Genomic DNA, 23,179 nt, shown 5'->3' on the forward strand with positions numbered 1-23,179 from the left:
TGGGGAAGTCCGTCCCGCCCACCTGGCGCCCCGCTACACTCCACGCCACCAGGCCGCTGACCAGCCCAGATACCGAACTACGGCTGGAGTACTAGGCGTCGGGTAGCGGTACCCGCCAGCGCAGAATGGCCCCGCCCTCGTCCGGGCGGGACGTGTCGAAGTGCCCGCCCAGCTGTTCCGCCCGCTCGGCCATGTTGCGCAGCCCGCTGCGCCGGCCGCCGGGCGGGATGCCCACGCCGTTGTCCGACACCGTCAACGACACCTCCCGGCCGCCGGCCGTCAGCACGACCTGGGCCCGGTCGGCGTGCGCGTGACGGGCGATGTTGGTCAGTGCCTCGGACAGGACGGCCACGACGTGGTCGGCGATCTCGCGCGGGACATCGGTGTCCAGCAGGCCCTCCATGCGCACGCTGGGCGGGAAGCCGAGCACGGGTGTCTCCTCCCCCACCACGCGCATGACCCGGGCCCGCAGCCCGTCGTCGGGTCCCCCCGTGCGGGAGCGCAGCCCGAAGATGGCCGACCTGATGATCTTGATGGTCTCGTCCAGGTCGTCCACGGCCCTCAGCACCCGCTCGGAGGCCTCCGGGTGCTCGATGAAGCGCCCCGCGCTCTGCAGGGTCATGCCCGTGGCGAACAATCGCTGGATGGCCAGGTCGTGCAGGTCCCGGGCGATACGGTCCCGGTCCTGGAGCACCGCGATCTGCTCGGCGTCCTCCCGGCGGTCGGCCAGCTCCATCGCGATGGCGGCCTGCGCCGCGAACCCTTGCAACATCTCGGTCTCCTTGCCGGAGAACACCGGCCGGCCGGATTCCCGGGCCACCAGCACCACGCCCCGGGCACCGCCCTCCCCGGTGCCGATGGGGACGGCGACGGCAGGGCCCAGCCCCTCGAAGCGCGGCGGCTCCGGGGAGACCCGCTCGTCGCGCTGCACGTCCTCGGACGCGACCGGCGCGGCGGCGGCGAACGCGAGACCCATCAGCGTTCCGGACGGGGGCAGCACCAGCCCGCGATGCGCGTCCGCGTCCATGCCGACGGCGATCTCCACACTGAGGGACGCACCCGCGCCCAGCGGTATCGCCACCGCCGCCAGTGCCGAGCCCATGAGCTCGCGGGCGCGTTCGGCGATCAGCTTGAGGGCCTCGGCCCGACCGCTGCCGGACATCAGACTGTGACTGATCTCGGCGTTCGCCAGCAGCCGGCGCTCGCGCAGCCGCGAGTCCTCGTACAGTCGGGCGTTGTCGATGGCCACGCCGGCCGCCACGGCCAGCGTGGACAGCACCGACTCGTCCTCCTCGTCGAACTGCGCCCCGCCGCGCTTCTCGGTCAGGTAGAGGTTGCCGTAGACCTGGTCACGGACCCGGATCGGCACGCCCAGGAAGGTATTCATGGGCGGATGGTGGGCCGGGAAGCCGTAGGAGGCCGGGTGCTGCGCGATCTTCTCCAGCCGGAGCGGCGCCGGGTGCCGGATGACCTCGCCGAGGATGCCGTGCCCCTCCGGGAAGGGGCCGATCTCGGCGATCCGCGCCTCGCTCACGCCCACGGTGTGGAAGGCCGACAGGGATCGTCCGTCGGGGCCGATGACGCCCAGGGCGCCGTACTCGGCGTCGACGAGCACGGCGGCCGCCTCCACGATGGAGTGCAGTGCCTGTTCGAGGTCCAGTTCCCGGCCGACGGAGAGCACCGCCTCCAGCAGGCTGTGCACCCTCTTCTGCGTGCCCCTGGCCGCGTTGATCCGGGCCTGCAGTTCCTCCAGCAACTCGTCGAGCTTGAGCTGCGGCAGCCGAACGCGGGACTCCTCCGGGTGTGCCACCACGTGCCTCCGTGTCCCCTCGCGCGCGAAGGGTGGACTGTCGGGGTCACTGCCACAGTAGCCTTCGCCGGCGGTACCCGGCAGCGCGGCCGCCCCGAGTGGGGCCCGCCGGTCCGGTTCGGCCGCCCAGTCGGGGGGACGTACGGCCCCCCATCAGGTCCGACCGGCACTGGAGGGCGGGTGCGCCGTGGACGACAGTGAGGACAGGAGCGGCGCCGGTCCCCCGCGGTGTCGCTCCGCCCGCAGAATGCCCCGGTCTCCGCGACCGCGCCCCGGCACCCGCGAAGCAACGGGCCACGCCGGCGGGACAGTTGCCCCCTCCTGGAGAAGCAGGCCATGACTCCTCACCACGACCCGGTGCGCCGGCGTATCGACCTCGACTCCGCCGAGGCGCTGCGGTTGCTGGGCAGCGTGTCCCTGGGGAGGATCGTCTTCACCCGGCAGGCCCTGCCCACCGTCCGCCCCGTCAACCACGTCCTGGACCGCGGGGACATCGTCATCCGCACCCATGAGGGCGCGGCACTGACGGCGCACGCTCAGGAGGCCGACGGCGCGGGAGTGGTCGTGGCGTACGAGGCCGATGTCATCGATCCAGACACCCATCTCGGCTGGAGCGTGGTCGTCACCGGTTACGCGCGCCTGGTGACCGATCCGTCCGAACTGGCCCGCCTCCAGACGCTGTTGCAGCCCTGGGTCCCCTCCGAGGGCATGGACCAGGCGGTGCGCATCCGCCCCGAGCTGGTCGCGGGGGTCCGCCTGGCGGGGGCCGCTGAGACGGCGCCGACGGTCGGCTGACACGGCGGTCGGCTGACGCCCTGCGGGTACCGCGCGCGTCCACGGCGGTGCGGCCGTACGCGTGCCGGGCGGCCGCGTCCTCGTACCGCTGCGCTCATACGGTGATCCGGCGTCCCGAGACGACGTCGGGCTCGATCCGGATCCACACCTCGCGCACACCGCCCACCCACGGCCTGCTGTGTGCCCGCTCGGCGTAGTGGCGTCGTCGCTCGGGGTCCGTCACGGTGCGCGCGACTCCGCGTACCAGGACGCTCCAGCCCTGGCTGAAGGCGTCGTCGATGCGGTCGACCTCGAAGGCCACCCGGCGGCCGTCGGCCGGCGCGGCCGGGGAGCCGGCCGCGGTCCGGAAGACGATTGCACCGTCCACGACGCTGTAGTTGACCGGCAGGATCTCCGGACCCGAGCCGGTGGGGACCGCGAGCCTCCCCACTCCGTGCGAGCCGAGCAGCGCCTGGCACTCGGTGGCGCTCAGCTCGGTGAGGCGGGGTTCGCGGGCGGCGCGTCCGGAGCCGGGCGGTGTGTCGAGGGCGCCGCCGGTCAGCTCGGTGACGGTGGTCTCCAGGGCCTCGGCCAGCCGGTGCAGCACCCCGGTGCCGGGGGCGGCGCCGGGGTGCTCCTCCAGGTAGCGGAGGTAGCCGGCGTCCATGCCGGCCCGTGCGGCCGTCTGCCCGCGCGTCAGGCCGAGGCGGGCGCGCCGGGTGGCCAGGCGGCGGCCCAGATCACCGAGGGGTGCCTCGGTCGTCGTGTGTGCGCTCGTCCGTTCGGTCATGGCCGTCACGCTCCTTCTCGATCAGGCCGCGGGGACGGCCACTTCCGCGTGCTGCTCCGGACCGAGCACGACTTTCAGCGCGCCGGTGTCGGCGGCCCTGGCGAAGACCTCGTAGGCCTCCTCCATGTGGTCCAGCGGGAAGGTGTGGGTGACGAGTTGCCGGGTCGGCAGCCGCCCCGCGGCGGCCATCCGGAGCAGGGTGGGGGTGGAGTAGGTGTCCACCAGGCCGGTCGTGATGGTCACGTTCCTGATCCACAGGTCTTCGAGGTGGAGCGTGGCCGGTCCGCCGTGGACACCGACGTTGGCGACGTGCCCGCCGGGCCGGACCATACGGGTGCACAGTTCGAAGCTCTCCGGCACACCGACCGCCTCGATCACCACGTCGGCGCCGAGACCGTCGGTCAGGTCGGCGACCAGCTGGCCGGGGTCCTCGTTCGCGTCCGCCACGGCGTCGGCGCCGAGGCGATGGGCGGCCTCCAGCCGGGCCGGGGCCAGGTCGACGGAGATGATCCGCTCGGGCGCGAACAGACGTGCCGTGGCGATCGCCGCGAGTCCGATGGGGCCCGCCCCGACGATGGTGACGGTGTCCCCTGGACGCACCTGCCCGTTGAGGACACCCACTTCGTAGGACGTCGGGAAGATGTCGGCGAGCAGGACGGCGTCCTGACCGGGAACGGAGGCGGGCAGGGGGTGTACGGAGAGGTCGGCGTGCGGCACCCGGACGTACTCGGCCTGGGTGCCGTCGACGAGGTGGCCGAGGATCCAGCCCCCGCCGCCCCGGCACTGGCCGTAGGAGCCGTCCCGGCAGAACCTGCACCGTCCGCACGAGGTGATGCAGGAGACCAGCACCCGGTCCCCGGGGCGTACGGTCCGCACGTCGCCGCCGACCTCGACGATCTCCCCGACGGCTTCGTGGCCGAGCACCGTGCCGGGGCGGACCTCGGGGACGTCGCCCTTGAGGATGTGGAGGTCCGTTCCGCAGATGGTCACGGCGTCGACCTGCACGATCGCGTCGGTGGGTTCCTTGACGGCCGGATCCGGGACGTCCTGCCAGGACGCCTGTCCGGGACCGTGGAAGACGAAGCCTTTCATGCTGCTCCTCACCCTGTTTCGGTGTGCTGTCCGTGGGCCGGCGGGGCGGGTGCGGGACCGTCGCGGCGCCGGGTCCGGTCGCCGTCTCAGGCCGGCTCGGGTACGACGGCGACGGGGCAGTCCGCGTGGTGGAGTGCCCCATGGGCGACCCGGCCGAGCTGGAGCCCGAAGTGGCCCGGGCGGCGCCGGGCGCCGACGACGAGCAGGTCGGCTCCGTGCGCGGCGGCCGGCAGGACGTCCTGGGCGCGGCCCTCGACCGTACGGCATCGTGCCTGGAGGCCGGCCGGAGAGTCGTGAAGGGCCTCCTCGACCAGGTCCCTGGCCTGTCGCTCCCGCGGATGGGCCGGACCGCCGGTGGTCGGCGGCTGTGCGTGCTGCTCGAACGGGTGCCGTGGGCGCCACGCCCGTACGGCCTCCAGCGGGACCCCGCGCAGCAGGGACTCCTCGACCGCGAAGCGCACGGCGGCCGAGCCCGCGGGGCTGTCGCCCACCCCCAGGACGATCCGGCCGTGGGCTTGCGGGCGGGCCTCGCCGGAGTGGTTCGCGCGCAGCACGATGACCGGGCAGTGGGCGTGGCCGGCCACCGCGACGCTGACCGAGCCGAGAAGCGCCTCGGCCATGCCGCTGCGGCCACGGCAGCCGAGGACCAGCAGGAGGGCGCTGCGGCTCTCCCGTGTCAGGGCGTACTCCGGCTCTTCGGGCAGCACGTCGGTGAAGACCTTGACGGCGGGCTGCCGGCGGTGGGCGCGCCGTTCCGCGCCCTCGACGACGTCCTCGGCCATCAGCTCCTCGGACGGCTCCTCGGTGTCGGCGGTGGGAGTGGTGCCCTCGTACCGCTCCCACAGGGAGGCGTGCACCAGGCGGAGCGATGCGCCGCGCAGGGCCGCCTCGTCGGCGGCCCAGTCCACGGCGCGCAGGCTCGGCTCGGAGCCGTCGACGCCGACGACCATCGGGAGGTCCAGGGGTTCGCCGAAGGCATGTGCGGTTGCTGCGCTCATGGCTTCTCACTCCTCGGGGACGGTCAACCGTGCGGGACGACCGCGACGGGCGCGGCGACGTGGTGGAGGGCGGCCTGGGTGACATGGCCGATGTGGGCGCCGAACAGACCCGTGCGCACGCGCCGGCCGACGACCACCAGCGAGGCGTCGTGGGAGGCGGCGACGAGGACCTGTGCGGCGCTGCCGCACCGGCTCGCCTCGATCACCTCGACGTCGGTGAACTTCTGCCGCCATGGCTGGAGCGTCCTGGTCAGCAGGGCCGCCTGTCCGCGTTCGAGCGAGTCGTGGACGTCGACGTCACCGGGGACGTCGTCGAGGTCGTGGAAGGAGGTCGGCGGCTCGGGCCAGGCGTGGACCGCCCGCAGGGGTGCTCGGCGGCGTGCGGCGGCGTCGAAGGCGAACTCCGTGAGTGTGCCGTCCGGGCGGTCGAGGTCGAGGCCGAGGACCACGGGCCGGTAGGGCGCCGCCGCGGAGGGCACGCCCGCCGGGTCCGGCAGGTGTTCGTCGGCGGCCTGCTCCCCCGCGCGCACCAGCACCACCGGGCGCTCGGCACGGGCGACGACGGCGAGGGCGACCGATCCGACGAGATGGCCGCCGAGCCGGCCGAGGCCTCGCGAACCCAGCACCAGCAACTCGGCGTGGCCCGCGGCCTCGCACAGGACGTCGGCCACGGTCCCGGTGAGCACCTCGGCGGTCACGTCGAGGCCGGGGTGGCGGAGCCGAATGCCCTCGGCGGACTCGTGTGCCGTCCGCTCGGCCCACCGCCGGTACTTCTCCAGGTCCAGCAGCGGTGTCCGGGCCACCCTCCTGGACGACGGCTCCTGGACGAGGACGATCTCGAGGGGCAGACGGCGCAGGAGCGCCTCGCGGGCCGCCCACTCGGCCGCGGCCCGGCTCTCGGGCGAGTCGTCGAGGCCCACGGTGACGGTCGGCGCCATGGTCTCCTCCTCGGGGTCCGCGTCCCCCACCAGCGTGGCGCCGGGGCGGGCGGCGGGGTCAGGGGCCACACGGCCCCATCGGGGGCCGATCGGCCCGCCGTGGCGCGGAAGCCGGCGGGCGGGCGGGGGCCGGGCGGCCCATGGCACCTTCCGGCTTCTCGGCCCACCCTGGAAGGAGCCGGACATCGTCGAGGCGCTTGTGGAGTGACCATGCACGGCTTCCCGCACATCGTCAGTGACGTGATGACCTTGACGGTCGCCGCCGTCGGCCGCCGGGCCCCGTTCAAGGAGGTCGTGCATCTGATGCAGGACTGGCGGGTCAGCGCCCTGCCCGTGATCGAGGGTGAGGGCCGGGTGGTCGGCGTGGTGTCCGAGGCCGACCTGCTCCCGAAGGAGGAGTTGCGGGACGGCCCCGACCGGGCCTATCTGGAGCTGCGCCAACCCGTGGACGTGGCGAAGGCCGATGCCCTCACCGCCGGGGACCTCATGTCCTCGCCCGCCGTCACGGTGCACGCCGACGCCACCCTCGCCGAGGCCGCGCGGATGATGGCGCGCGCGGGCGTCAAGAGGCTGCCGGTGGTGGACGACGACGACATGCTGGCGGGTGTCGTCAGCCGCGCCGACCTGCTCAAGGTGTTCCTGCGCGACGACGAGGACATCGCCGAGGAGGTACGGCGCGAGGTCGCGGTGTACCTCTTCCCGCCGCCGGCGTCGGCCGTGCGGGTGGAGGTGCACGACGGTGTAGTGACGCTGACCGGCAGGATCCGCGACACCGCCCTCGTTCCCGTGGCGGCCCGTCTGATCAGGGCCGTCGAAGGGGTCGTGGACGTGGAGTTCGACCTGGCCCACGACAGGGTGACGCACTAGCGGCGGGGCGTCGCCGGGCCGCGGTGCGACTGGGGCCGGTCGGCCCTGGTGCGACCGGCGCCGACCGGCGATGATCGGTCCGCAAGGGGCAGTCGGCAGGCTGTCGTCGTCCGCGAAACGTGGGATCGCCATGACCGAGACGCGCGTCTTCAGCGAGCAGCACCCGATCCGTGTGTTCCTGCTCGACGACCACGAGGTGGTGCGGCGCGGCCTGTCGGACCTTCTCGACGCCGAACCGGACATCTCCGTGGTGGGCGACGCGGACACCGCCGAGCACGCGCTCGCCCGGGGCCCCGCCCTGCGCCCCGACGTGGCCGTCCTCGACGTGCGGCTGCCGGACGGCGACGGCATCTCGGTCTGCCGGGAGCTGCGCGACCGGATGCCCGGGCTTGCGTGTCTGATGCTGACCTCGTTCGACGACGAGGAGGCGCTGCTGGACGCGATCATGGCCGGCGCGGCCGGATACGTCCTGAAGCAGATCAAGGGCTCGGACCTGGTGTCGGCGGTGCGCACGGTGGCGTCGGGCCAGTCGATGCTAGATCCGGCGACGACCGCCCGTCTGATGCGCTCCCTGCGCACGGACCCGGCCGCGGCCCCGTCGCTGCCTCCGGAGCTGGCCGGCCTCTCTCCGCGGGAGCGGGACATCCTCACGCTGATCGGTGACGGTCTGACCAACCGCGAGATCGGCAAGCGGCTGTTCCTGTCGGAGAAGACCGTCAAGAACCACATCTCGCGGCTGCTGGCGAAACTCGGTGTGCAGCGCCGCGTCCAGGCGGCGGTTCTCGCCTCCCAGCTGGACACGCACGGAGCCGACCCGCACGACGTGCGGCGCGCTCGTGACGCCCATCAGGCGCGGGACCGCACGTCCCGGTGACCGCTATTTGAGGCCGCTGAGCATGACGCCGCGGATGTAGTACTTCTGCAGCAGCAGGAAGAGCACCAGGACCGGCAGGATGCTCACGACGAGGCCCGCCATGACGATGGGCATCGTGCGGGTCGGGTCGACGTAGTCCTGGAGGAGCTGGATACCGACGGGGAGTGTCATCACGTCCGGGTTGGCCGTCGACACCAGCAGCGCCCAGATGTACTCGTTCCAGCCGTCCACGAAGGTCAGCAGTCCGAGTGTCACCATGACCGGTTTGGTCTGCGGCACGACGATCCGCCACCACACGGTGAACTCCCCGGCGCCGTCGATGCGTGCCGCCTCCAGCACCTCGTCGGGGATGGAGACCATGAACTGCCGCATCAGGAAGATGCCGAAGCCGTTGACGAGGAACGGCACGGCGAGCGCCACGATGCTGACGGTGAGGCCGGCGCCGCCGCGGCCGAAGAGGTCGTTGCCGCCCGCCAGCGGCCAGTGCACCAGGATCAGGAAGTGCGGGATGAAGAAGAGGAACGGCGGGAACATCATCGTCGACAGCACGAGCCGGAAGACGAAGTCCCGCCCGGGGAAGTGGAGTTTGGCCAGCGCGTAGCCGGCGAGGGACGAGGTGAGCAGGACCGACCCGGTGATCACGGCGGTCGCGACGACGCTGTTGCGGAAGAGCACGGGCAGGTCGAGCTGGTCGACCGCCGCGCGGTAGTTGGACAGGTCGAACGCCTCGGGCAGGAAATGGTACGGCAGCGTGCCGGACTCACCGGGCCCCTTGAAGGACGTCATCACCATGTCGAGGAACGGCACCACCGTGAGCACGGCGCCGGTCACGACCAACAGGTAGGAGAACCAGGGGAATCGGCGGCGGATCATGCGTCCTCTCCCTTGCGCCGGAAGATCCACAGCTGCACCAGGGTGACCGCGAGGACCACCACGAACAGCACGAAGGCGGCGGCGCTCGCGGTGCCCCAGTCGCCGTACGAGAAGGCCTGCCGGTACATCTCCAGCGCGGCCACGTTGGTGGCGTCCCCCGGGCCGCCCTTGGTCATCACGATGATCAGCGCGAACGACTGCAGGCCGGTGAGGAACTGGGTGACGCACACGAACAGCAGGGAGGGGCGCAGCAGCGGCAGTGTGATCTTCCACAGGACGGTGACGGGCCCGGCCCCGTCGAGCGCGGCTGCCTCGTAGTACGACTCGGGGACGGACTTCAGTCCCGCGGTGAGGATGAGGATCGCCGAGCCCACCGAGGCCCACGCCTGGACGACCACGACCGAGGGCAGGGCGGTGTCCGGGTCCTGGAGGAAGGCCACCGAGCCGAGACCGAGGGCGTTGAGGACGCCGTTGACCAGACCGCCCGGCTCGTACATGTACTTCCACACGTTGCCGACGGCGACGACGGTGGTGACGATCGGGAGGAAGTACAGGGTGCGCCACAGTCCCTGGAAGCGGAGCTTGTCGATGCAGGTGGCGACGAGCAGGGAGCCGGCGAGGGCGAGGGTCACGGTGCCCAGGGCGAACAGCAGGGTGTTGGTGAGGATCGGCGTCAGGAACGTCGAGCCGGCGGAGAAGAGGCCGGTGAAGTTGTCCGGGCCCACCGGATCGATGTCGCCGAGGTCGAACCCCGCCCAGCGGGACATCGACAGCAGCAGCGCGAAGCCGAGCGGCAGAATGAGGAAGACGGCGAAGAACAGCAGCGTCGGTGCCAGGAAGAGGTACGCGACCGTGGCCTGGCGGCGTCGGCTCCGGCCGCGGCGGTCGACGGCCGGCTCGGTGACGGGCGCGGTGTGCGCCGGCCGCCCGGTCGTCTCCGGCGTCAGGGTGTTCACCACGAGCGCGACACCTCCTGGTCGACCTGTCGGCGGGTGGTGCGCAGGGCCTCGTCGACCGACTGCTGGCCGGTCCACAGCGCCTCGATGTTCTTGCGCAGCAGCGACTTGGCCTGCTGGGCGCCCGGCCCGTTCGGCTCGGGCACCGAGTACGCCAGCGCGTCGAGGAACGGGCGCAGGTTCGGGTCACCGCCCTGGCCGAGGAGGGCGTGCATGTCGTCGGCGCGGCCGGTCAGGGAACCGACCGAGACCTGCAGGGAGCTCATCCTGGTAGCTGTCGTGTGCTGTGCGGTGTGGCCGGCGCGCGTCCTGTCGGTGTTGAGCCAGCGCAGGAAGTCCCAGGCTTCCCGGGGGTGTCGGGCGGCGGCGTTGACGCCCAGCATGAAGCCGGTGGAGAGCGTGGCGTTCGTGTCGCCGATGCGGGGGACGGGCACGGGTGCGACCCCGACGTCCCGATAGGCGTTGCCCATCAGTGACTTGAGGTTCGCGGTCCACCAGCCGGCGCTGATCACCATGGCCACCTGTCCGGACGCGAAAGCCTTGTAGACGTTGATGCCGGGGGCGCTCGCCCCTTCGGCGATGAGGCGGTGCTCCAGGTCGAACACGGCCCGGCCGGCGGGCGAGTCGATGGCGGTGCTCCTGCCGTCCGCGGAGACGAAGGTTCCGCCGGCGGCGTTGAGCAGGGCGAGTGTCTGGCCGACGGTGGTGGAGTCGTCGTAGGTCGACAGCCCGAACCCCTGGACCAGCGTGTTGCCGTAGCGGTCGCGCGCGGCGGTGCGGTGGGCCGTCTCCTCCAACTCCCGCCAGGTGCGCGGAGGACGGGTGATCCCGGCCTCGCGGAGCAGTCGTCTGTTGTAGTAGAGGGCGTACGTCTGCACCTCGGTGGGATAGCCGTAGATCCTGCCCTCGATCGACGCTGAGCGGACGGCGGCCTCGCCGTATCCGCGTCGGATCTCCTCTGCGTGCTCGGGCGGGGCGGTTCGCAGGACGCGTGCCTGGACGAGCTGGCCGTTCCACAGGCAGTACGGGTGGAGGATGTCCGCGCCCTGCCCGGCGGCCTGCCGGACCATGAACGTGGTCAGGAGGTCGGTGAACTCGACCGCTTTGGTCTGCACCTTGACCCGGTCGTGCGAGGCGTTCCACTCGTCGACCGGGCTCTGCAGGGCCTCCTTGAGCTCTCCGCTCGTGTAGTGGGAGAGGAGGGTGAGGACGATCGGGTCACCGGGACGTCCGGTGCCCTGGTGCGGTGCGGCGCATCCGGCGGTGAGCAGCGCCGAGGGCAGCGCGAGCGCGAAGTGCCGGCGGCTCGGGCCGCTGCCGCGGCGTGGTGGTCTCATCGTGCGGCCTCCCGGCGCATGACGCGGAAGACCCGGGTGGTGGCGAAGCCGCTCTTGCGGTACAGATGGCCCGCCGGGGACTGCTCCCCGGTCCACAGGAACCACGCGGAGTGCGCGCCACGTGCCCGCATCCGCTCCAGGACCAGGTGGAGCAGGACCTTGCCCAGCCCGGTACCGCGCGTCTCCTGCAGCACACCGAAGGGGCCGAACCGCTCGTCGGCCGACTCGTACGCGCCGTGCATCGCCCAGCCGACGAGGCGGCCCGCCGGGTCCCGGACGCAGACGATCCGGTCGAGCGGCGTTCCCGCGGCCAGGCACTCGCGGATCGCGCGGGCCCAGTCGGGGTTGAAGTGGTTCCCGGCGAGCGCGACCAGTTCCACCAGGTCGTCGTCGGACGGGGTGCCGAACCGGTGGCCCAGTGTCCGCAGTTCGTCCAGGCGGAGCGCGACATCCTCCGGCAGGCGGTAGCCGACCAGGCCGCGGTCCATGGCCGCCGCCTCGTACAGGGTGCGGAAGCCGACCGACTCCAGGAGTCCGGCGGCCTCCGGATACGTCTCGGCGTCCAGGCCGGGCAGGATGTAGTTCGGGGTGTACGACGAGAAGTCCACCCGGGTACGGCCGTGCCCGTGCAGCCAGTCGAGCGCGTCGGTCAGCAGCCGGCGGCCGAGTCCTTGCCCGCGGGCGGCGGGGTCGACGAAGAAGAAGGGGATCCAGCCCTGCTCGGGTTCCAGGTCGGTGCCGGTCATCGGTGTCCGGCGGCGCACGGCGTAGGCGGCGCCGACCAGGCGGTCCTCGTGGACGGCGACCCGCAGCCCCTCGGGATCGAAGTTGGCGTCCAGCAGCACCGACGAACGGAAGCGGTCCGGGGTGAGGGGGTCGGCGGGGGCACTGCGGCACCACGTCTGCACCAACCGGGGCCCGTCACCCGCGCGGAAGCCGCGGACCTCGGCCCGGCGGTGCGTGGTTCGGTCGATCTGCTCGGTCATCGACGGCGTGGTCCTTCCGTGCACGGGCGGCGGGGGTGGCGGGGCAGGGCGGGCGCGCGGGGCGCAGGACCCGGCGGCGCTCATGCGTAGAGCAGTGCGTCGCCGCCGGCCCACCGGGCGGGCGGCGCGGGCGGATCGCACAGCTTCAGCGGGTCGTCACCCGCGTCGACGGCGCGCCGCAACCGGTCGGATCCCCACAGCAGGTCGATGAAGTGCCGGTGACCGGTCCCCTCCGCGCCGCCGTCGGGCGTGTGCCAGGCGAAGTCGTCCGGGTACAGGTCCCGCAGCGTGGCGAGCATCGCGACGGCGGTGCGTACCGGGGCGAAGGTCTCGCGGTCGGTGACATGGAGCTGGACGCCGCGCAGCGGCCGTCCGGCGTGCTTGTGGAAGGTCGGTACGAACCGCAGGTCGCGGAAGTGCACTCCGGGCAGGGCGAGTTCGGCGAGCGCGGGCGCGAACCGCGCGTCGATGTACGGGGCTCCGACGGTCTCGAAGGGCTGGGTGGTGCCCCGCCCCTCGGAGAGGTTCGTGCCCTCGAAGAGGCAGGTCCCGGGATAGACGGTGGCGGTGGCGGTGGTCGGCATGTTCGGCGAGGGCGCGACCCACGGCAGGCCGGTGGCCTCCGCGTCCATCGCTCGCCGCCAGCCGACCGCTTCGATCACCGTCAAGTCGGCGGCGCTGCCCGCCGCGTCGAGGACGGCGGAGGTGTTCAGGTACCGCGCGAGTTCGCCGCAGGTGAGCCCGTGCCGGACGGGCACCGGGGCCCGCCCGACGAAACCGGCATACGCCGGGTCCAGCAACGGGCCCTCGCTGACCAGCCCGCCGAGCGGATTGGGCCGGTCGGCGACCACGAACCGTACGCCGGTGCGGGCCGCCGAGACCATCAGGTCGAACATGGTCCACACGTAGGTGTAGAACCTGGCGCCGACGTCCTGGAGGTCGTACACCAGTGCGTCGACACCGCTGTCGATGAGCAGTTTGTCGAGGCGCTCGGCGTCGCAGCCGTAGGTGTCGTGGACGGGCAGGCCGGTCGTGGGGTCCGTCCGGACGGCCTCGCTCTCGCCGGCCTGACCGGTTCCGTGCAGTCCGTGTTCGGGGCCGAACAGCGCGGCCAGCCGAGCGCCGGCTTCGAGCAGCGCGGGCGCGGCGGGGCGCAGGTCGGGGAGGACGCCGGTGTGGTTGGTGACGAGTCCGAGCCGGCCGGGCCCGGCGAGGCCCGGTGACGCGTGCAGTCGTGCGATCCCGGTCGTCACGGTGACGCGGTGCTCCGTGGTCATCCTTTGCCCCCGTCCCGGCCGGCATGGTCGCCAGCTCGGAATTCTGCACCGGTTCGTCCCCGTTCAGGGGGAAGGTGGCCGCGGAATGTCGCGCGTCGCACAGGGCCGCCCGGCGGCCGCGAGGCGCGCCGAGCAGGGGGTCGGCGACGCCGCCCGCCTGCCGGCTGCCGGCACGCCCGGCTTCGCCCAGGACGGTGACCACCGCACCTGAAAGAGCGAAGGGGGAGCCAATCGGGGTATTCCGGTCAACCGCCGTCGGAAAGTTTCCGAACAATCGAGGGGAGAGCGGTCAGAAGTCCGCAGTCCGCCGAGACCAAGGAGTGTCATGAAGCTGCGCCCCTCCACCACTCGTGTCCGCCTCGCGGCGATCGCCGGTGCCCTCGTGTTCGCCACCTTCGCGCTGGCGCCCTCCGCCCAGGCGGCCGAACTGGTGACGACCAAGTGGTCCTGCAACGGCGGCCCGGTGTTCACCATCACGACGACACCCCAGGCCACCACCCTGATCCAGCGGATCTACCCCACCGTCGGCTGCCGGCAGGTCGGCTGACGTCCGGTGCCGCGCAGCGGTCCGCCCACGACCGAAGCCGTGGGCGGACCGACCACTACCGATGACGTGTGCGGTTCCGTCCCGGTGTCAGGCGCAGCCCGCCGGCACCGGTCGTGACGCGTCGTCGATCAGGGCGGTCTGTGCCGCCTTCAACCGGGACACATCGGGTTTGACCACCTTGCGGTCGTACGTCAGCAGGCCGTTGAGCTCGCCCTCGACGTCCGAGATCTGCGTGTACACCGCGCCGTTGCCGCCACGGCAGGCGAGCGCGTGGACCTCGGTCAGCTTCTTCAGGTAGTCGTCGGTGTACGTCGTCGGGTCGACGTCCACGTAGGACTGCTGGACCGACCAGGCGTGGCCCGGTATGCCGAGGCCCAGGCCGCCGTACTCGCCGCTGACCAGGGCTCGCTGCCCGTCGGGACGGGGTGGCAGTGCGGGGCTCGGATAGCCGTGCTCGTCCATGATGTCACCGGCCCCGCCGTCGGCTCCGAGGTTGAGGCCCGACATGTTGTTGACCAGGCGGGTGGGGTCCCAGGACTTGGCCTGGGAGGCGACGCGGCCGATGTCGTACTGACCCCAGCCCTCGTTGAACACGACCCAAATGACGACGGACGGGCTGCTGATGTGCTCGTCGATCATCTGCTTCATCTCGCGCTCGTACTCGGCGCGTGCCGGGGTGGAGGGGTTCACGCCCGCCGTCATCGCCGGCATGTCCTGCCACACCATCAGGCCGAGCCGGTCGGCCCAGTAGAACCAGCGGTCGGGTTCGACCTTGATGTGCTTGCGGACGGAGTTGAAGCCCATCTTCTTGTGCATCTTCAGGTCGTGGGCGAGGGCCTCGTCACTCGGTGCGGTGTACAGGCCGTCCGGCCAGAATCCCTGGTCGAGAGTGGCCATCATGAAGACCGGCTCGCCGTTGAGGACGGTGCGCGGGACGCCGTTCACCTTCTGCACGGAGATGGAGCGCATCCCGAAGTAGCTGCCCACACGGTCGTGGCCGACACTCACCTTCAGGTCGTAGAGGTACGGGTCGTCCGGCGACCAGAGCCGGGCGTGCGGGATCTTCAGGCTGAGGGGTTCACCGGTGCGTCCGGTCGCCGTGGCCACCTTGCGCTTTCCGGCGTACGCCGTCGCGGTGACCGGCAGGCCGTCGCGGGTGCCCCGCGGTTCGACCGTGAGGGTGCCGTCGTCGACGTTCGGGGTGAGTTTCAGCTGGTCCACGTGGTCGGAGTCCACGGGCTCCAGCCACACCGTCTGCCAGATGCCGGAGGTCGGGGTGTACCAGATGCCGCTGGGGTCGAGGCGCTGCTTGCCGATCGGCGGGTTCTCACCGTTCGCCGCGTCGGTCGGGTCGTAGACGCCGACGATCAGCTCCTGGGTGCGGCCCGGCTTGAGGGCGTCGGTGATGTCGGCGCTGAACTTGTCGTAGCCACCCTGGTGTTCGGCGACCTTGGTGCCGTTGACGTACACCTCGGCCCGCCAGTCGACGGCACCGAAGTTCAGCTGCAGCCGCTTGCCGTCACCGATCTTCCAGCCGGCCGGGACCGTGAAGGTGCGCCGGTACCACATCCGGTCCTCGTGCCGTTCCAGGCCCGAGAGCTGGGACTCCACCGGATAGGGGACGAGGATCCGCTCACCGAGGGTGCGGCCCACGGGCGGTTGCTCACCGGCCTTGGCGGCGGCGAACTGCCAGCTGCCGTTGAGGTTCTGCCAGGCGTCGCGGGTGAGCTGGGGCCTCGGGTACTCGCGGTGGGCGTTGGCCGGGGTGACCTCGTCGGCCCACTTGGTGCGCAGCTCGTGGGTGGAGTGGTTGGCACCGCTGCTCCAGAAGGCGTTGACAACGTTGCCGTCCTGGGACGCGAGGCTCCCCTCGCCGTCGTAGCGGACGTCCGCCAGACCGGGCGCGGTGCCGGTCTTGTTGCCGACGACCGGCTCCTTCAGCGAGACCAGCAGCGACTTGGGATCGTCCGGGGCGAGCCGGACGGCGCCCAGGGGCCACTTCGCGCCGCCGATCACGGCGTCGAGGTGGTCGGTGAGCCCCTTTGCGGGCGTCGCGAGGGGCTGCGCGAAGTCGAGGCGCAGGGTTCGGCCGTCCCGCAGGACGGTGGTGGCGATGGCGCCGTCGTAGGCGTAGCCCTCGGGCAGCAGGAACGCCGACTGCGGTACGGCGGCCTTGGTACCGCCGGGCGGCGTCCAGCGCAGGTGGAGGTTGGAGCCACCGTAGTGCTCGAAGTACTCGACCTTGATGTCGTAGGCCTTGCCGGCGGTCAGTTCGACGGGGGCGCCGGTCTGTTCGCGGTCCCAGTCGTCGACCCAGTGGTCGATGGTGAGCTTGCCGTCGACCCAGAGGCGGAAGCCGTTGTCGCCGGTGATCGAGAAGGTGGTGGCGCCGGTCTTCTCCGGGACGATCCGGCCGGTCCAGCGGACGCTGACGTCGTCCGACTGGCCGGTGGCCGAGTTCAGGCGTGACTCCAGGGAGCCGAAGTCGAGCTGCGGGTCGAATCCGGTGGCCTTGAGCTGGGCGAAGTCGAAGGCTCCGGGGGCGGACTGGGTGTAGTACTCGCCCTTGAGGCCATGGACCTCGGTGCTGTCCGCGGCCGTGGCGTCGGGTACCGCGGCCAGCCCGGCGAAGCCCAGGGCCGCGGCGAGCAGAAGGGACAATCGGTGTCGGAGTGGTCTGATGCGCACGGTTCTCCCTTGACTGAGGGGAAGGGTGGCGGCTCACTGCTTCAGTCTGTACAACGTTGGAAGCAACGGCAGTTGGCATGAGAGCACGGCTCCCGGCCGCTGTCCAGGGTCATGACAAGGCTCCGCCCCCCGGAGCCTCCGTCGACGTCGAGGAGTTCCCTTGCGGGTGAGTCTGAAAGACGTGGCCGAACGGGCCGGTGTCTCGATCAAGACCGTGTCGAATGTCGTGAACAACTATCCGCACGTCACACCGGGGATGCGGGCCCGGGTCCAGGAGGCCATCGACGAACTCGGCTACCGGCCCAACCTGACCGCGCGGCACCTGCGCAAGGGCCGCACCGGCATCATCGCGCTCGCCGTCCCGGAGCTCGGCAACCCGTACTTCGCGGAGCTGGCGAGCGCGGTCATCGACGCGGCGGCGGAGCACGAGTTCACGGTGCTGCTCGATCACACACGTGGCAGACGCGAGCAGGAAGTCCTGGTCAGCCAGGGGTTTCGGGCCCGGGTGATCGACGGACTGATCCTGAGCCCGCTGGAGCTGGAGGCCGAGGACCTGCAGGGGCGGTCCGACGACGTGCCGCTCGTGCTGCTCGGCGAGCGCGAGTACGACACACCGCACGACCACATCGTCATCGACAACGTGACCGCGGCGAGGGTCGCCGTCCGGCACCTGCTGGGCCGGGGCCGTACCCGGATCGCCTACCTGGGCGCGCGGACCGATGCCGCCAACCGGCCCGCCGACCTGCGACTCCTCGGCTGGCGGCAGGAGTTGGCCGCCGCGGGGGTGCCCGCGCCGGACGACCTGGTGGTCCCGGTCGGCGGCTGGGACCGGGACGACGGCGCCCGTGCCATGGCCCAGCTGCTCGACTCGGGGGTACGGCCCGACGGGGTGTTCGCGCTCAACGACCTGATCGCGATCGGGGCGATGCGGGTGCTGCACGAGCGGGGGTTGCGGGTGCCCTGGGACGTCGCCGTGGTCGGGTTCGACGACATCGCGGAGGGCCGGTTCGGTGCCGTGTCGCTGACCACGATCTCGCCGGACAAGCAGGCCATCGCACGGATGGCCGTGGCGTCGCTGCTGCGCAGCCTGTCGGGCCGCGGCGAGACCGGCGGACGTGAACTGAGCGCGGAATTCCGGCTGGTGGAGCGGGAGAGCACCCTGGGCCGGCGTTGACGGTGGCGCCGGCGCTGTGGCCCGGAGTTCGAGCGGGAGGGGTTTACACCACTCTTCCAACGATGTAAAAACCTCCCCGAACGACGTGCACATCGAGTTGACCGCAAGAGCCGTCCGACCCCGAGAGCGCTCCCAGTGCGCCGGGGCCACGCCGTTTGGGGACTTTCATGAAGCCCATCGCAGCACAGCGCCGCGTTCACGCGCGGAACCTCCTCACCGCCGGCCTCGTCACGAGCCTGGCCCTCGTGGCCGGATGCGCCAAGTCCGAGGACGACTCCGGCGGTGACAAGAGCGCCTCCCAGAACACCGATTCCGGCCAGGTCGTCGCCTCGCCCAGCGGCGGATCCGGACCGACCTGCGCCATCGACGCGTACGGCGGCGAGAAGACCGACCTGAAGTCCGCCACCGTGGGCTTCTCCCAGTCCGAGAAGGAGGCCAACCCGTTCCGCATCGCGGAGACCGCCTCGATCAAGGCGGAGGCGAAGAAGCGGGGCGTCGAACTCCTCACCGCCAACGCCCAGTCGCAGTTCTCGAAGCAGATCAGCGACGTCCAGGACCTCATCGCCAAGGGTGCCGACCTGCTGGTCATCGCCCCGCTCAACTCCGACGGGTGGGAGCCGGTGCTGCGCGCCGCCTCGGCCAAGCACATTCCCATCGTGACCATCGACCGGAAGATCAACGCCACCGCCTGCAAGGACTATGTGAGCTTCATCGGCTCCGACTTCGTCGAGCAGGGCAAGCGGGCCGCCGACCAGATGATCGAAGCGACCGGCGGCAAGGGCGAGATCGCCATCCTGCTCGGCGCGGCGGGCAACAACGTCACCACCGAACGCACCAAGGGCTTCGAGGACCGCATCAAGGAGAAGGCGCCCGGGCTCAAGATCGTCTTCCGGCAGACCGGTGACTTCGCCCGCGAGAAGGGGCAGTCCGTCACCGAGAACCTGATCCAGTCCAAGCCGGGGATCAAGGGGGTCTACGCCGAGAACGACGAGATGGGACTCGGCGCCGTCAACGCCCTCAAGGGGGCCGGCAAGAAGCCCGGCGAGGTCAAGATCGTGACGATCGACGGCACCCGCAACGCCGTGCAGGGCATCGTGGACGGCTGGATCGACGGCGTCGTCGAGTCCAACCCGCGCTTCGGGCCGCTGGCGTTCCAGACCCTGGACACCTTCACCCAGGGCCGGAAGGTGTCTCAGGACATCGTCATCCAGGACAGCTCCTACACCGAGAGCAACGCCAAGTCCGACCTGGGCAAGGCCTACTGAGATGCTCGCGGTCACCGGACTGTGCAAGACCTTCCCCGGCGTGCGGGCGCTGTCCGACGTGGACTTCACCGCCCGCGCCGGGGAGGTGCACGCCCTCGTCGGCGAGAACGGCGCCGGCAAGTCCACCCTGATCAAGGTCCTCACCGGCGTCCACCTGCCCGATGCCGGTGAGGTCACCTACGACGGCGCCCCGGTCCGTTTCACCACTCCCCTGCGGGCCCAGCAGGCGGGCATCTCCACCATCTACCAGGAGGTCAACCTCGTCCCGCTGATGAGCGTGGCCCGTAACCTCCTGCTCGGCCGCGAGCCGCGCAACCGGCTGCGCCTGATCGACTTCGGCCGTATGCACCGCGAGGCCGACGAGACCCTGCGCGGCCTCGGCATCCGGGTCGACGTACGCCGTCCCCTGCGTGAGCTCGGCGTCGGTGCCCAGCAGATGGTCGCCCTCGCCCGGGCCGTGGCCATCGACGCCCGAGTCGTGATCATGGACGAGCCCACCTCGTCGCTGGAGCCCCGCGAGGTGCGGACGCTGTTCGAGGTGATCCGCACCCTGCGCGAGCGCGGCATCGCGGTCGTCTTTGTCAGCCACCGCATGGACGAGCTGTACGAGATCTGCGACGCGGTCACCGTCCTGCGCGACGGCCGGGTCGCGCACACCGGCCGCCTCGCCGACCTCGACCGGCTGCATCTGGTGGGGCTGATGCTCGGGCGGGAGATCGGCGAGGTACGCCGCGAGGGCCTGACGAAGTTCAGCGGGTCCCACGAAACGGCGGCCGAACCGGTTTTGACGGCACGGGGGTTGACGGCTCGTCATCGGCTGCGAGACGTCTCGCTGTCGCTGCGCCCCGGTGAGGTGGTCGGCCTCGGCGGGCTGCTCGGCTCCGGGCGCAGCGAGACCGCCAAGGCCATCGCGGGCGCCCTGCCCGTCGACGGCGGCCGGGTCGTGGTGGCGGGCGCGCCGGTGCGCGCCGGGTCCACCCCGGCGGCGATCCGGGCCGGGATCAGTCTGCTGCCCGAGGACCGCAAGACCGAGGGCATCGTGCCGGGCCTGTCGGTCCGGGAGAACATCGCGCTCGCCGCCCTGCCGGGCCTGTCGCGCTTCGGGCTGGTGGACGACGCCCGTATCGACCGCGTCGTGGAGACGTTCATGAAGCGGCTGCGCATCAAGGCCTCCAGCCCGCACCAGAAGGTCGGCGAACTCTCCGGCGGCAACCAGCAGAAGGTGCTCCTGGCCCGCTGGCTCGCCCTGCACCCCAAGGTGCTGCTGCTGGACGAGCCCACGCGCGGGATCGACGTGGGAGCCAAGGCGGAGGTGCAGGCCCTCGTCGACGAACTCGCCGACGAGGGCCTGGCCGTCCTGCTGATCTCCTCGGACACCGAGGAGCTGATCGAGGGCAGTGACCGCGTGGTCGTCCTCCGGGACGGTGCGGTGGTGCGGGAACTCACCGGTGACGCCGTCACCGAGGACGAACTGCTGCGCGCGATCGCCGACGTACCCGAAGGAGCAGCCCGTGACTGATCTGAGCCTCGCCCGCGGCTCGGTGGACCGCGACCGGGCGCTGCGCCTGCTGCAGAACTACGGGGTCTACGGCGGAGTCGTGGTGCTGCTGCTGTTCAACTTCGCCTTCACACCGCACTTCGCCTCCGCCGAGAACTTCCGCACCCAGGCCGTACAGGTCGCCCCCGTGCTGATCGTCGCCCTGGGCATGGCCCTCGCGATCGGCACCGAGGGAGTGGACCTGTCCGTCGGTTCCGTCATGGCCCTGTCCACCTCGCTGTTGTCGCTCTACCTGGGCTACGGGCCGTGGATCGCCACGCTGATCGCCGTGGTCGGGGGCCTGCTGGTCGGGGCGGCCAACGGGGCGCTGATCGCTTTCATGGGAGTGCAGCCCATCGTAGCCACGCTCGCCCTGATGGTCGGGGCCCGTGGTCTCGCCCTGGTCCTGCTCCCCCAGCTCAAGGACGTCCACGATCCCGGCATGGCCTCTCTCGGCTCCGGTGACGTGCTGGGCGTCCCGTACCTGGTCCTGATCGCGGTCGTGCTCGCGCTGCTGGTGGCGTTCGCCGTCAGGCGCTCCACGTTCGGCCGTCAGCTGCTCGCCATCGGCGACAGCCGGCCGGCGGCGCGCCTCGCGGGGCTGCCGGTGCGACGGGTCCTCGTCATCGTCTACGTCTGCTCGGGCGCCCTGGCGGCGGTCGCGGGTGTCCTGGCCACGGCCCGGCTCACCGCGAGCGACCCCACCTCCCTGGGCACGCTGATGGAACTGTCCGCCATCACCGCGGTGGTCGTCGGCGGCACCCCGCTCAGCGGCGGCCGGGTCCGGATCGGCGGCACGGTCGCGGGCGCCCTGCTGATCCAGCTGCTCACCACCACGCTCATCAAGCACGACCTGCCGCCGTCGTGGACACAGATCGCGCAGGCCGTGGTGATCGTCGGTGCCGTCTACGCGGCGCGCGAACGGAGGAAGCGATGACCACCGACACCGGGGAAGCAGCCATGGGAACCACGACCGCCGCCGTCACCCAGGACGCGCCGCCCGGTGCGACCCGATCCGAGCGCCTGAGCGCGCTCGCCCAGCAGCACGGCGCGCTGGTCACGCTGGTGATCGCCATGGTCGCCGCTTCGCTCGGCTTCGACACCTTCCTGACCGGCGACAACCTGGCGAACATGGCGCTGTCGTCGGCCTTCCTGGCCGTCGTCGCCCTCGGCATGACCTTCGTCATCGTCACCGGCGGGATCGATCTGTCCGTCGGCTCCCTGTTCGCCCTGGGGGGTGTCCTCGCCGCGTGGGGGTCGCAGTACGGCACCGTGGTGGCGCTGCTGCTGCCGCTCGCGGTCTGCGGGCTCGTCGGACTGGTGAACGGGCTGCTGATCGCGCGCTCCGGGCTGGCCCCGTTCATCGTCACCCTGGCCGCCATGCTCGGGGCGCGCGGTGTGCTGCTCGCGCTGACCGACGAGGGCTCACGCACCTATCTCGTGGAGACGGACTCGTTCTTCGCCAAGCTCGGCCAGGGTTCCCTGCTCGGTGTCGGCGTGCCGGTGTGGATCACCGTGGCGTTGTTCGTGGCGGGATCCGTGGTGCTCCGGCGCAGCCGCTTCGGCCAGTACGTGTACGCGGTGGGCGGCAACGAGGACGCGGCAGCCCTGATGGGCGCGCCCGTGGCCCGGACGAAGGTCGCGGTGTACACCCTGTCGGGGCTGTGCGCGGGTCTCGCCGGTGCGCTGAACGCCGCGTGGCTCGTGTCGGGCGTGACCATCCTCGGCTCCGGCATGGAGCTGGAGGCCATCTCGGCCGTGGTCATCGGAGGCACGCTGCTCACCGGTGGCTTCGGTTTCATCAGCGGCTCGCTGGTGGGCGTGGCCCTGCTGAAGGTGATCCAGAACGTCATCAACCAGATCGGTTCGCTGGACTCCGCCTACCAACAGGTGGTCAGCGGGGCCTTCCTGGCGGCCGTGGTCGTCGCCCAGACGTGGCTCGGACGCCGGCAGCGGGTCCTGTGAGCCGGGCGCAGTGGTGTGCCCGAGGTGTCCAACCGGGTGAAAGGTGAGCCCCGGCCGAACCCTCCGCACTCCGGAAGGCGTCGTTCCGGTCATGGATGTGATTCACGAGGTGCACGTGGCGGAGTCCGGCCTGGTGGTGGTCGACATCGCGGCCGCCGACGACCGGACCGCGTTCGCCTTCCACGCGGCTCTGGCCTCGATGTGGGCCATCACCGCCGTCGAACGTGCGAGCCGGGGGCCCGGGCAGGTGGGCGTCCGGCTGCGCTGCTATCTGGACATGCGCCAGCCGCTCACGTCGTGACGGCCGGGCCGACGGGCCCCGGGGGTGTGGGTGGCGCGGCATGCGGCGGGGCGCCCCGGGGTCGGCCCGGGGCGCCCCTTCGCGGCAGCCGCTTCCCTGTACCGCGACGACGCCCTGCGTGGCCGGCGCC

At 71.6% G+C, this 23,179-nt stretch carries 22 protein-coding genes; 11 read left to right on the plus strand and 11 right to left on the minus strand.

The features are described 5' to 3' along the window. Positions 1-91: 91 nt before the first annotated feature. Entirely contained in the window at positions 92-1,810 is a 1,719-nt protein-coding gene (locus ACF08B_RS32630; protein ID WP_392320676.1) for a GAF domain-containing protein, read from the minus strand. A 336-nt stretch (positions 1,811-2,146) separates the two neighbouring features. Between ACF08B_RS32630 and ACF08B_RS32635 the strand changes: the two genes are divergently transcribed. Then, positions 2,147-2,605, plus strand: a complete 459-nt coding sequence (locus tag ACF08B_RS32635; RefSeq protein WP_392320677.1) for a pyridoxamine 5'-phosphate oxidase family protein — start codon at positions 2,147-2,149, stop codon at positions 2,603-2,605. A gap of 94 nt (positions 2,606-2,699) precedes the next feature. On the opposite strand, the gene ACF08B_RS32640 is transcribed toward ACF08B_RS32635, so the two are convergent. From ACF08B_RS32640 to ACF08B_RS32655, 4 genes are all read right to left on the minus strand, one after another. Then, positions 2,700-3,374 (minus strand): helix-turn-helix domain-containing protein, encoded by a 675-nt coding sequence (locus ACF08B_RS32640; protein ID WP_392320678.1) that lies wholly within the window; start codon positions 3,372-3,374, stop codon positions 2,700-2,702. A 21-nt stretch (positions 3,375-3,395) separates the two neighbouring features. Continuing rightward, complete coding sequence (locus tag ACF08B_RS32645) at positions 3,396-4,466, minus strand: zinc-dependent alcohol dehydrogenase family protein (RefSeq protein ID WP_392320679.1); 1,071 nt, start codon at positions 4,464-4,466, stop codon at positions 3,396-3,398. Positions 4,467-4,552: 86 nt separating this feature from the next. Further along, on the minus strand, positions 4,553-5,464 hold the full coding sequence (locus tag ACF08B_RS32650) for a universal stress protein (RefSeq protein WP_392320680.1): 912 nt from the start codon (positions 5,462-5,464) through the stop codon (positions 4,553-4,555). Positions 5,465-5,487: 23 nt separating this feature from the next. Further along, on the minus strand, positions 5,488-6,402 hold the full coding sequence (locus ACF08B_RS32655; protein WP_392320790.1) for a universal stress protein: 915 nt from the start codon (positions 6,400-6,402) through the stop codon (positions 5,488-5,490). 210 nt (positions 6,403-6,612) lie between these two features. Here ACF08B_RS32655 and ACF08B_RS32660 point away from each other — a divergent pair, with 210 nt between their 5' ends. Both ACF08B_RS32660 and ACF08B_RS32665 read left to right on the plus strand, forming a co-directional pair. Continuing rightward, entirely contained in the window at positions 6,613-7,269 is a 657-nt protein-coding gene (locus tag ACF08B_RS32660; RefSeq protein ID WP_392320681.1) for a CBS domain-containing protein, read from the plus strand. 130 nt (positions 7,270-7,399) lie between these two features. After that, complete coding sequence (locus ACF08B_RS32665) at positions 7,400-8,143, plus strand: response regulator (RefSeq protein WP_392320682.1); 744 nt, start codon at positions 7,400-7,402, stop codon at positions 8,141-8,143. A gap of 3 nt (positions 8,144-8,146) precedes the next feature. On the opposite strand, the gene ACF08B_RS32670 is transcribed toward ACF08B_RS32665, so the two are convergent. The 5 genes from ACF08B_RS32670 to ACF08B_RS32690 form a co-directional block, all read right to left on the minus strand. Beyond that, a complete protein-coding gene (locus ACF08B_RS32670) occupies positions 8,147-9,016 on the minus strand; it encodes a carbohydrate ABC transporter permease (protein WP_392320683.1) in 870 nt (289 codons plus the stop codon). Then, entirely contained in the window at positions 9,013-9,975 is a 963-nt protein-coding gene (locus ACF08B_RS32675) for a carbohydrate ABC transporter permease (RefSeq protein WP_392320684.1), read from the minus strand. Before ACF08B_RS32675 ends, ACF08B_RS32670 begins: the two co-directional genes overlap by 4 nt. Then, entirely contained in the window at positions 9,969-11,309 is a 1,341-nt protein-coding gene (locus tag ACF08B_RS32680; RefSeq protein ID WP_392320685.1) for an ABC transporter substrate-binding protein, read from the minus strand. Before ACF08B_RS32680 ends, ACF08B_RS32675 begins: the two co-directional genes overlap by 7 nt. Continuing rightward, positions 11,306-12,295 carry a GNAT family N-acetyltransferase gene (locus ACF08B_RS32685; protein ID WP_392320686.1) on the minus strand — a complete coding sequence of 330 codons (990 nt, stop codon included), beginning with the start codon at positions 12,293-12,295 and terminating at the stop codon, positions 11,306-11,308. Before ACF08B_RS32685 ends, ACF08B_RS32680 begins: the two co-directional genes overlap by 4 nt. Positions 12,296-12,375: 80 nt before the next feature. Continuing rightward, entirely contained in the window at positions 12,376-13,572 is a 1,197-nt protein-coding gene (locus tag ACF08B_RS32690; protein ID WP_392320687.1) for an exo-beta-N-acetylmuramidase NamZ domain-containing protein, read from the minus strand. Between the two features lie 85 nt (positions 13,573-13,657). Here ACF08B_RS32690 and ACF08B_RS32695 point away from each other — a divergent pair, with 85 nt between their 5' ends. Next, entirely contained in the window at positions 13,658-13,783 is a 126-nt protein-coding gene (locus ACF08B_RS32695) for a hypothetical protein (RefSeq protein WP_392320688.1), read from the plus strand. A 114-nt stretch (positions 13,784-13,897) separates the two neighbouring features. Then, positions 13,898-14,119 carry a hypothetical protein gene (locus tag ACF08B_RS32700; RefSeq protein ID WP_392320689.1) on the plus strand — a complete coding sequence of 74 codons (222 nt, stop codon included), beginning with the start codon at positions 13,898-13,900 and terminating at the stop codon, positions 14,117-14,119. Between the two features lie 87 nt (positions 14,120-14,206). Here the strand turns inward: ACF08B_RS32700 and ACF08B_RS32705 are convergent, their stop codons facing one another. Next, positions 14,207-16,807, minus strand: coding sequence for a PA14 domain-containing protein (locus ACF08B_RS32705; RefSeq protein ID WP_392320690.1), 2,601 nt, complete (start codon positions 16,805-16,807; stop codon positions 14,207-14,209). A gap of 160 nt (positions 16,808-16,967) precedes the next feature. On the opposite strand from ACF08B_RS32705, the gene ACF08B_RS32710 reads away from it, so the two are divergent. The 6 genes from ACF08B_RS32710 to ACF08B_RS32735 all read left to right on the plus strand — a co-directional run bounded on the left by ACF08B_RS32710 (position 16,968) and on the right by ACF08B_RS32735 (position 23,049). After that, a complete protein-coding gene (locus ACF08B_RS32710; protein ID WP_093480133.1) occupies positions 16,968-17,981 on the plus strand; it encodes a LacI family DNA-binding transcriptional regulator in 1,014 nt (337 codons plus the stop codon). A gap of 167 nt (positions 17,982-18,148) precedes the next feature. Next, positions 18,149-19,246, plus strand: coding sequence for an ABC transporter substrate-binding protein (locus ACF08B_RS32715; protein WP_392320691.1), 1,098 nt, complete (start codon positions 18,149-18,151; stop codon positions 19,244-19,246). 1 nt (position 19,247) lies between these two features. Continuing rightward, positions 19,248-20,765: a sugar ABC transporter ATP-binding protein gene (locus ACF08B_RS32720; RefSeq protein ID WP_392320692.1), complete on the plus strand. Its 1,518-nt coding sequence runs from the start codon at positions 19,248-19,250 to the stop codon at positions 20,763-20,765. Further along, the gene (locus ACF08B_RS32725; RefSeq protein WP_392320693.1) at positions 20,758-21,720 is read left to right on the plus strand and encodes an ABC transporter permease; all 963 of its coding nucleotides are present in this window, start codon (positions 20,758-20,760) and stop codon (positions 21,718-21,720) included. The genes ACF08B_RS32720 and ACF08B_RS32725 overlap by 8 nt, the downstream gene beginning before the upstream one ends. Before the next feature lie 23 nt (positions 21,721-21,743). Beyond that, on the plus strand, positions 21,744-22,748 hold the full coding sequence (locus tag ACF08B_RS32730; RefSeq protein WP_392320791.1) for an ABC transporter permease: 1,005 nt from the start codon (positions 21,744-21,746) through the stop codon (positions 22,746-22,748). Between the two features lie 91 nt (positions 22,749-22,839). Further along, positions 22,840-23,049, plus strand: coding sequence for a DUF6207 family protein (locus tag ACF08B_RS32735; RefSeq protein WP_392320694.1), 210 nt, complete (start codon positions 22,840-22,842; stop codon positions 23,047-23,049). Positions 23,050-23,179 lie beyond the last annotated feature (130 nt).

The sequence above is a fragment of the Streptomyces sp. NPDC015139 genome, from assembly GCF_043079785.1.
GTDB lineage: Bacteria > Actinomycetota > Actinomycetes > Streptomycetales > Streptomycetaceae > Streptomyces > Streptomyces albidocamelliae.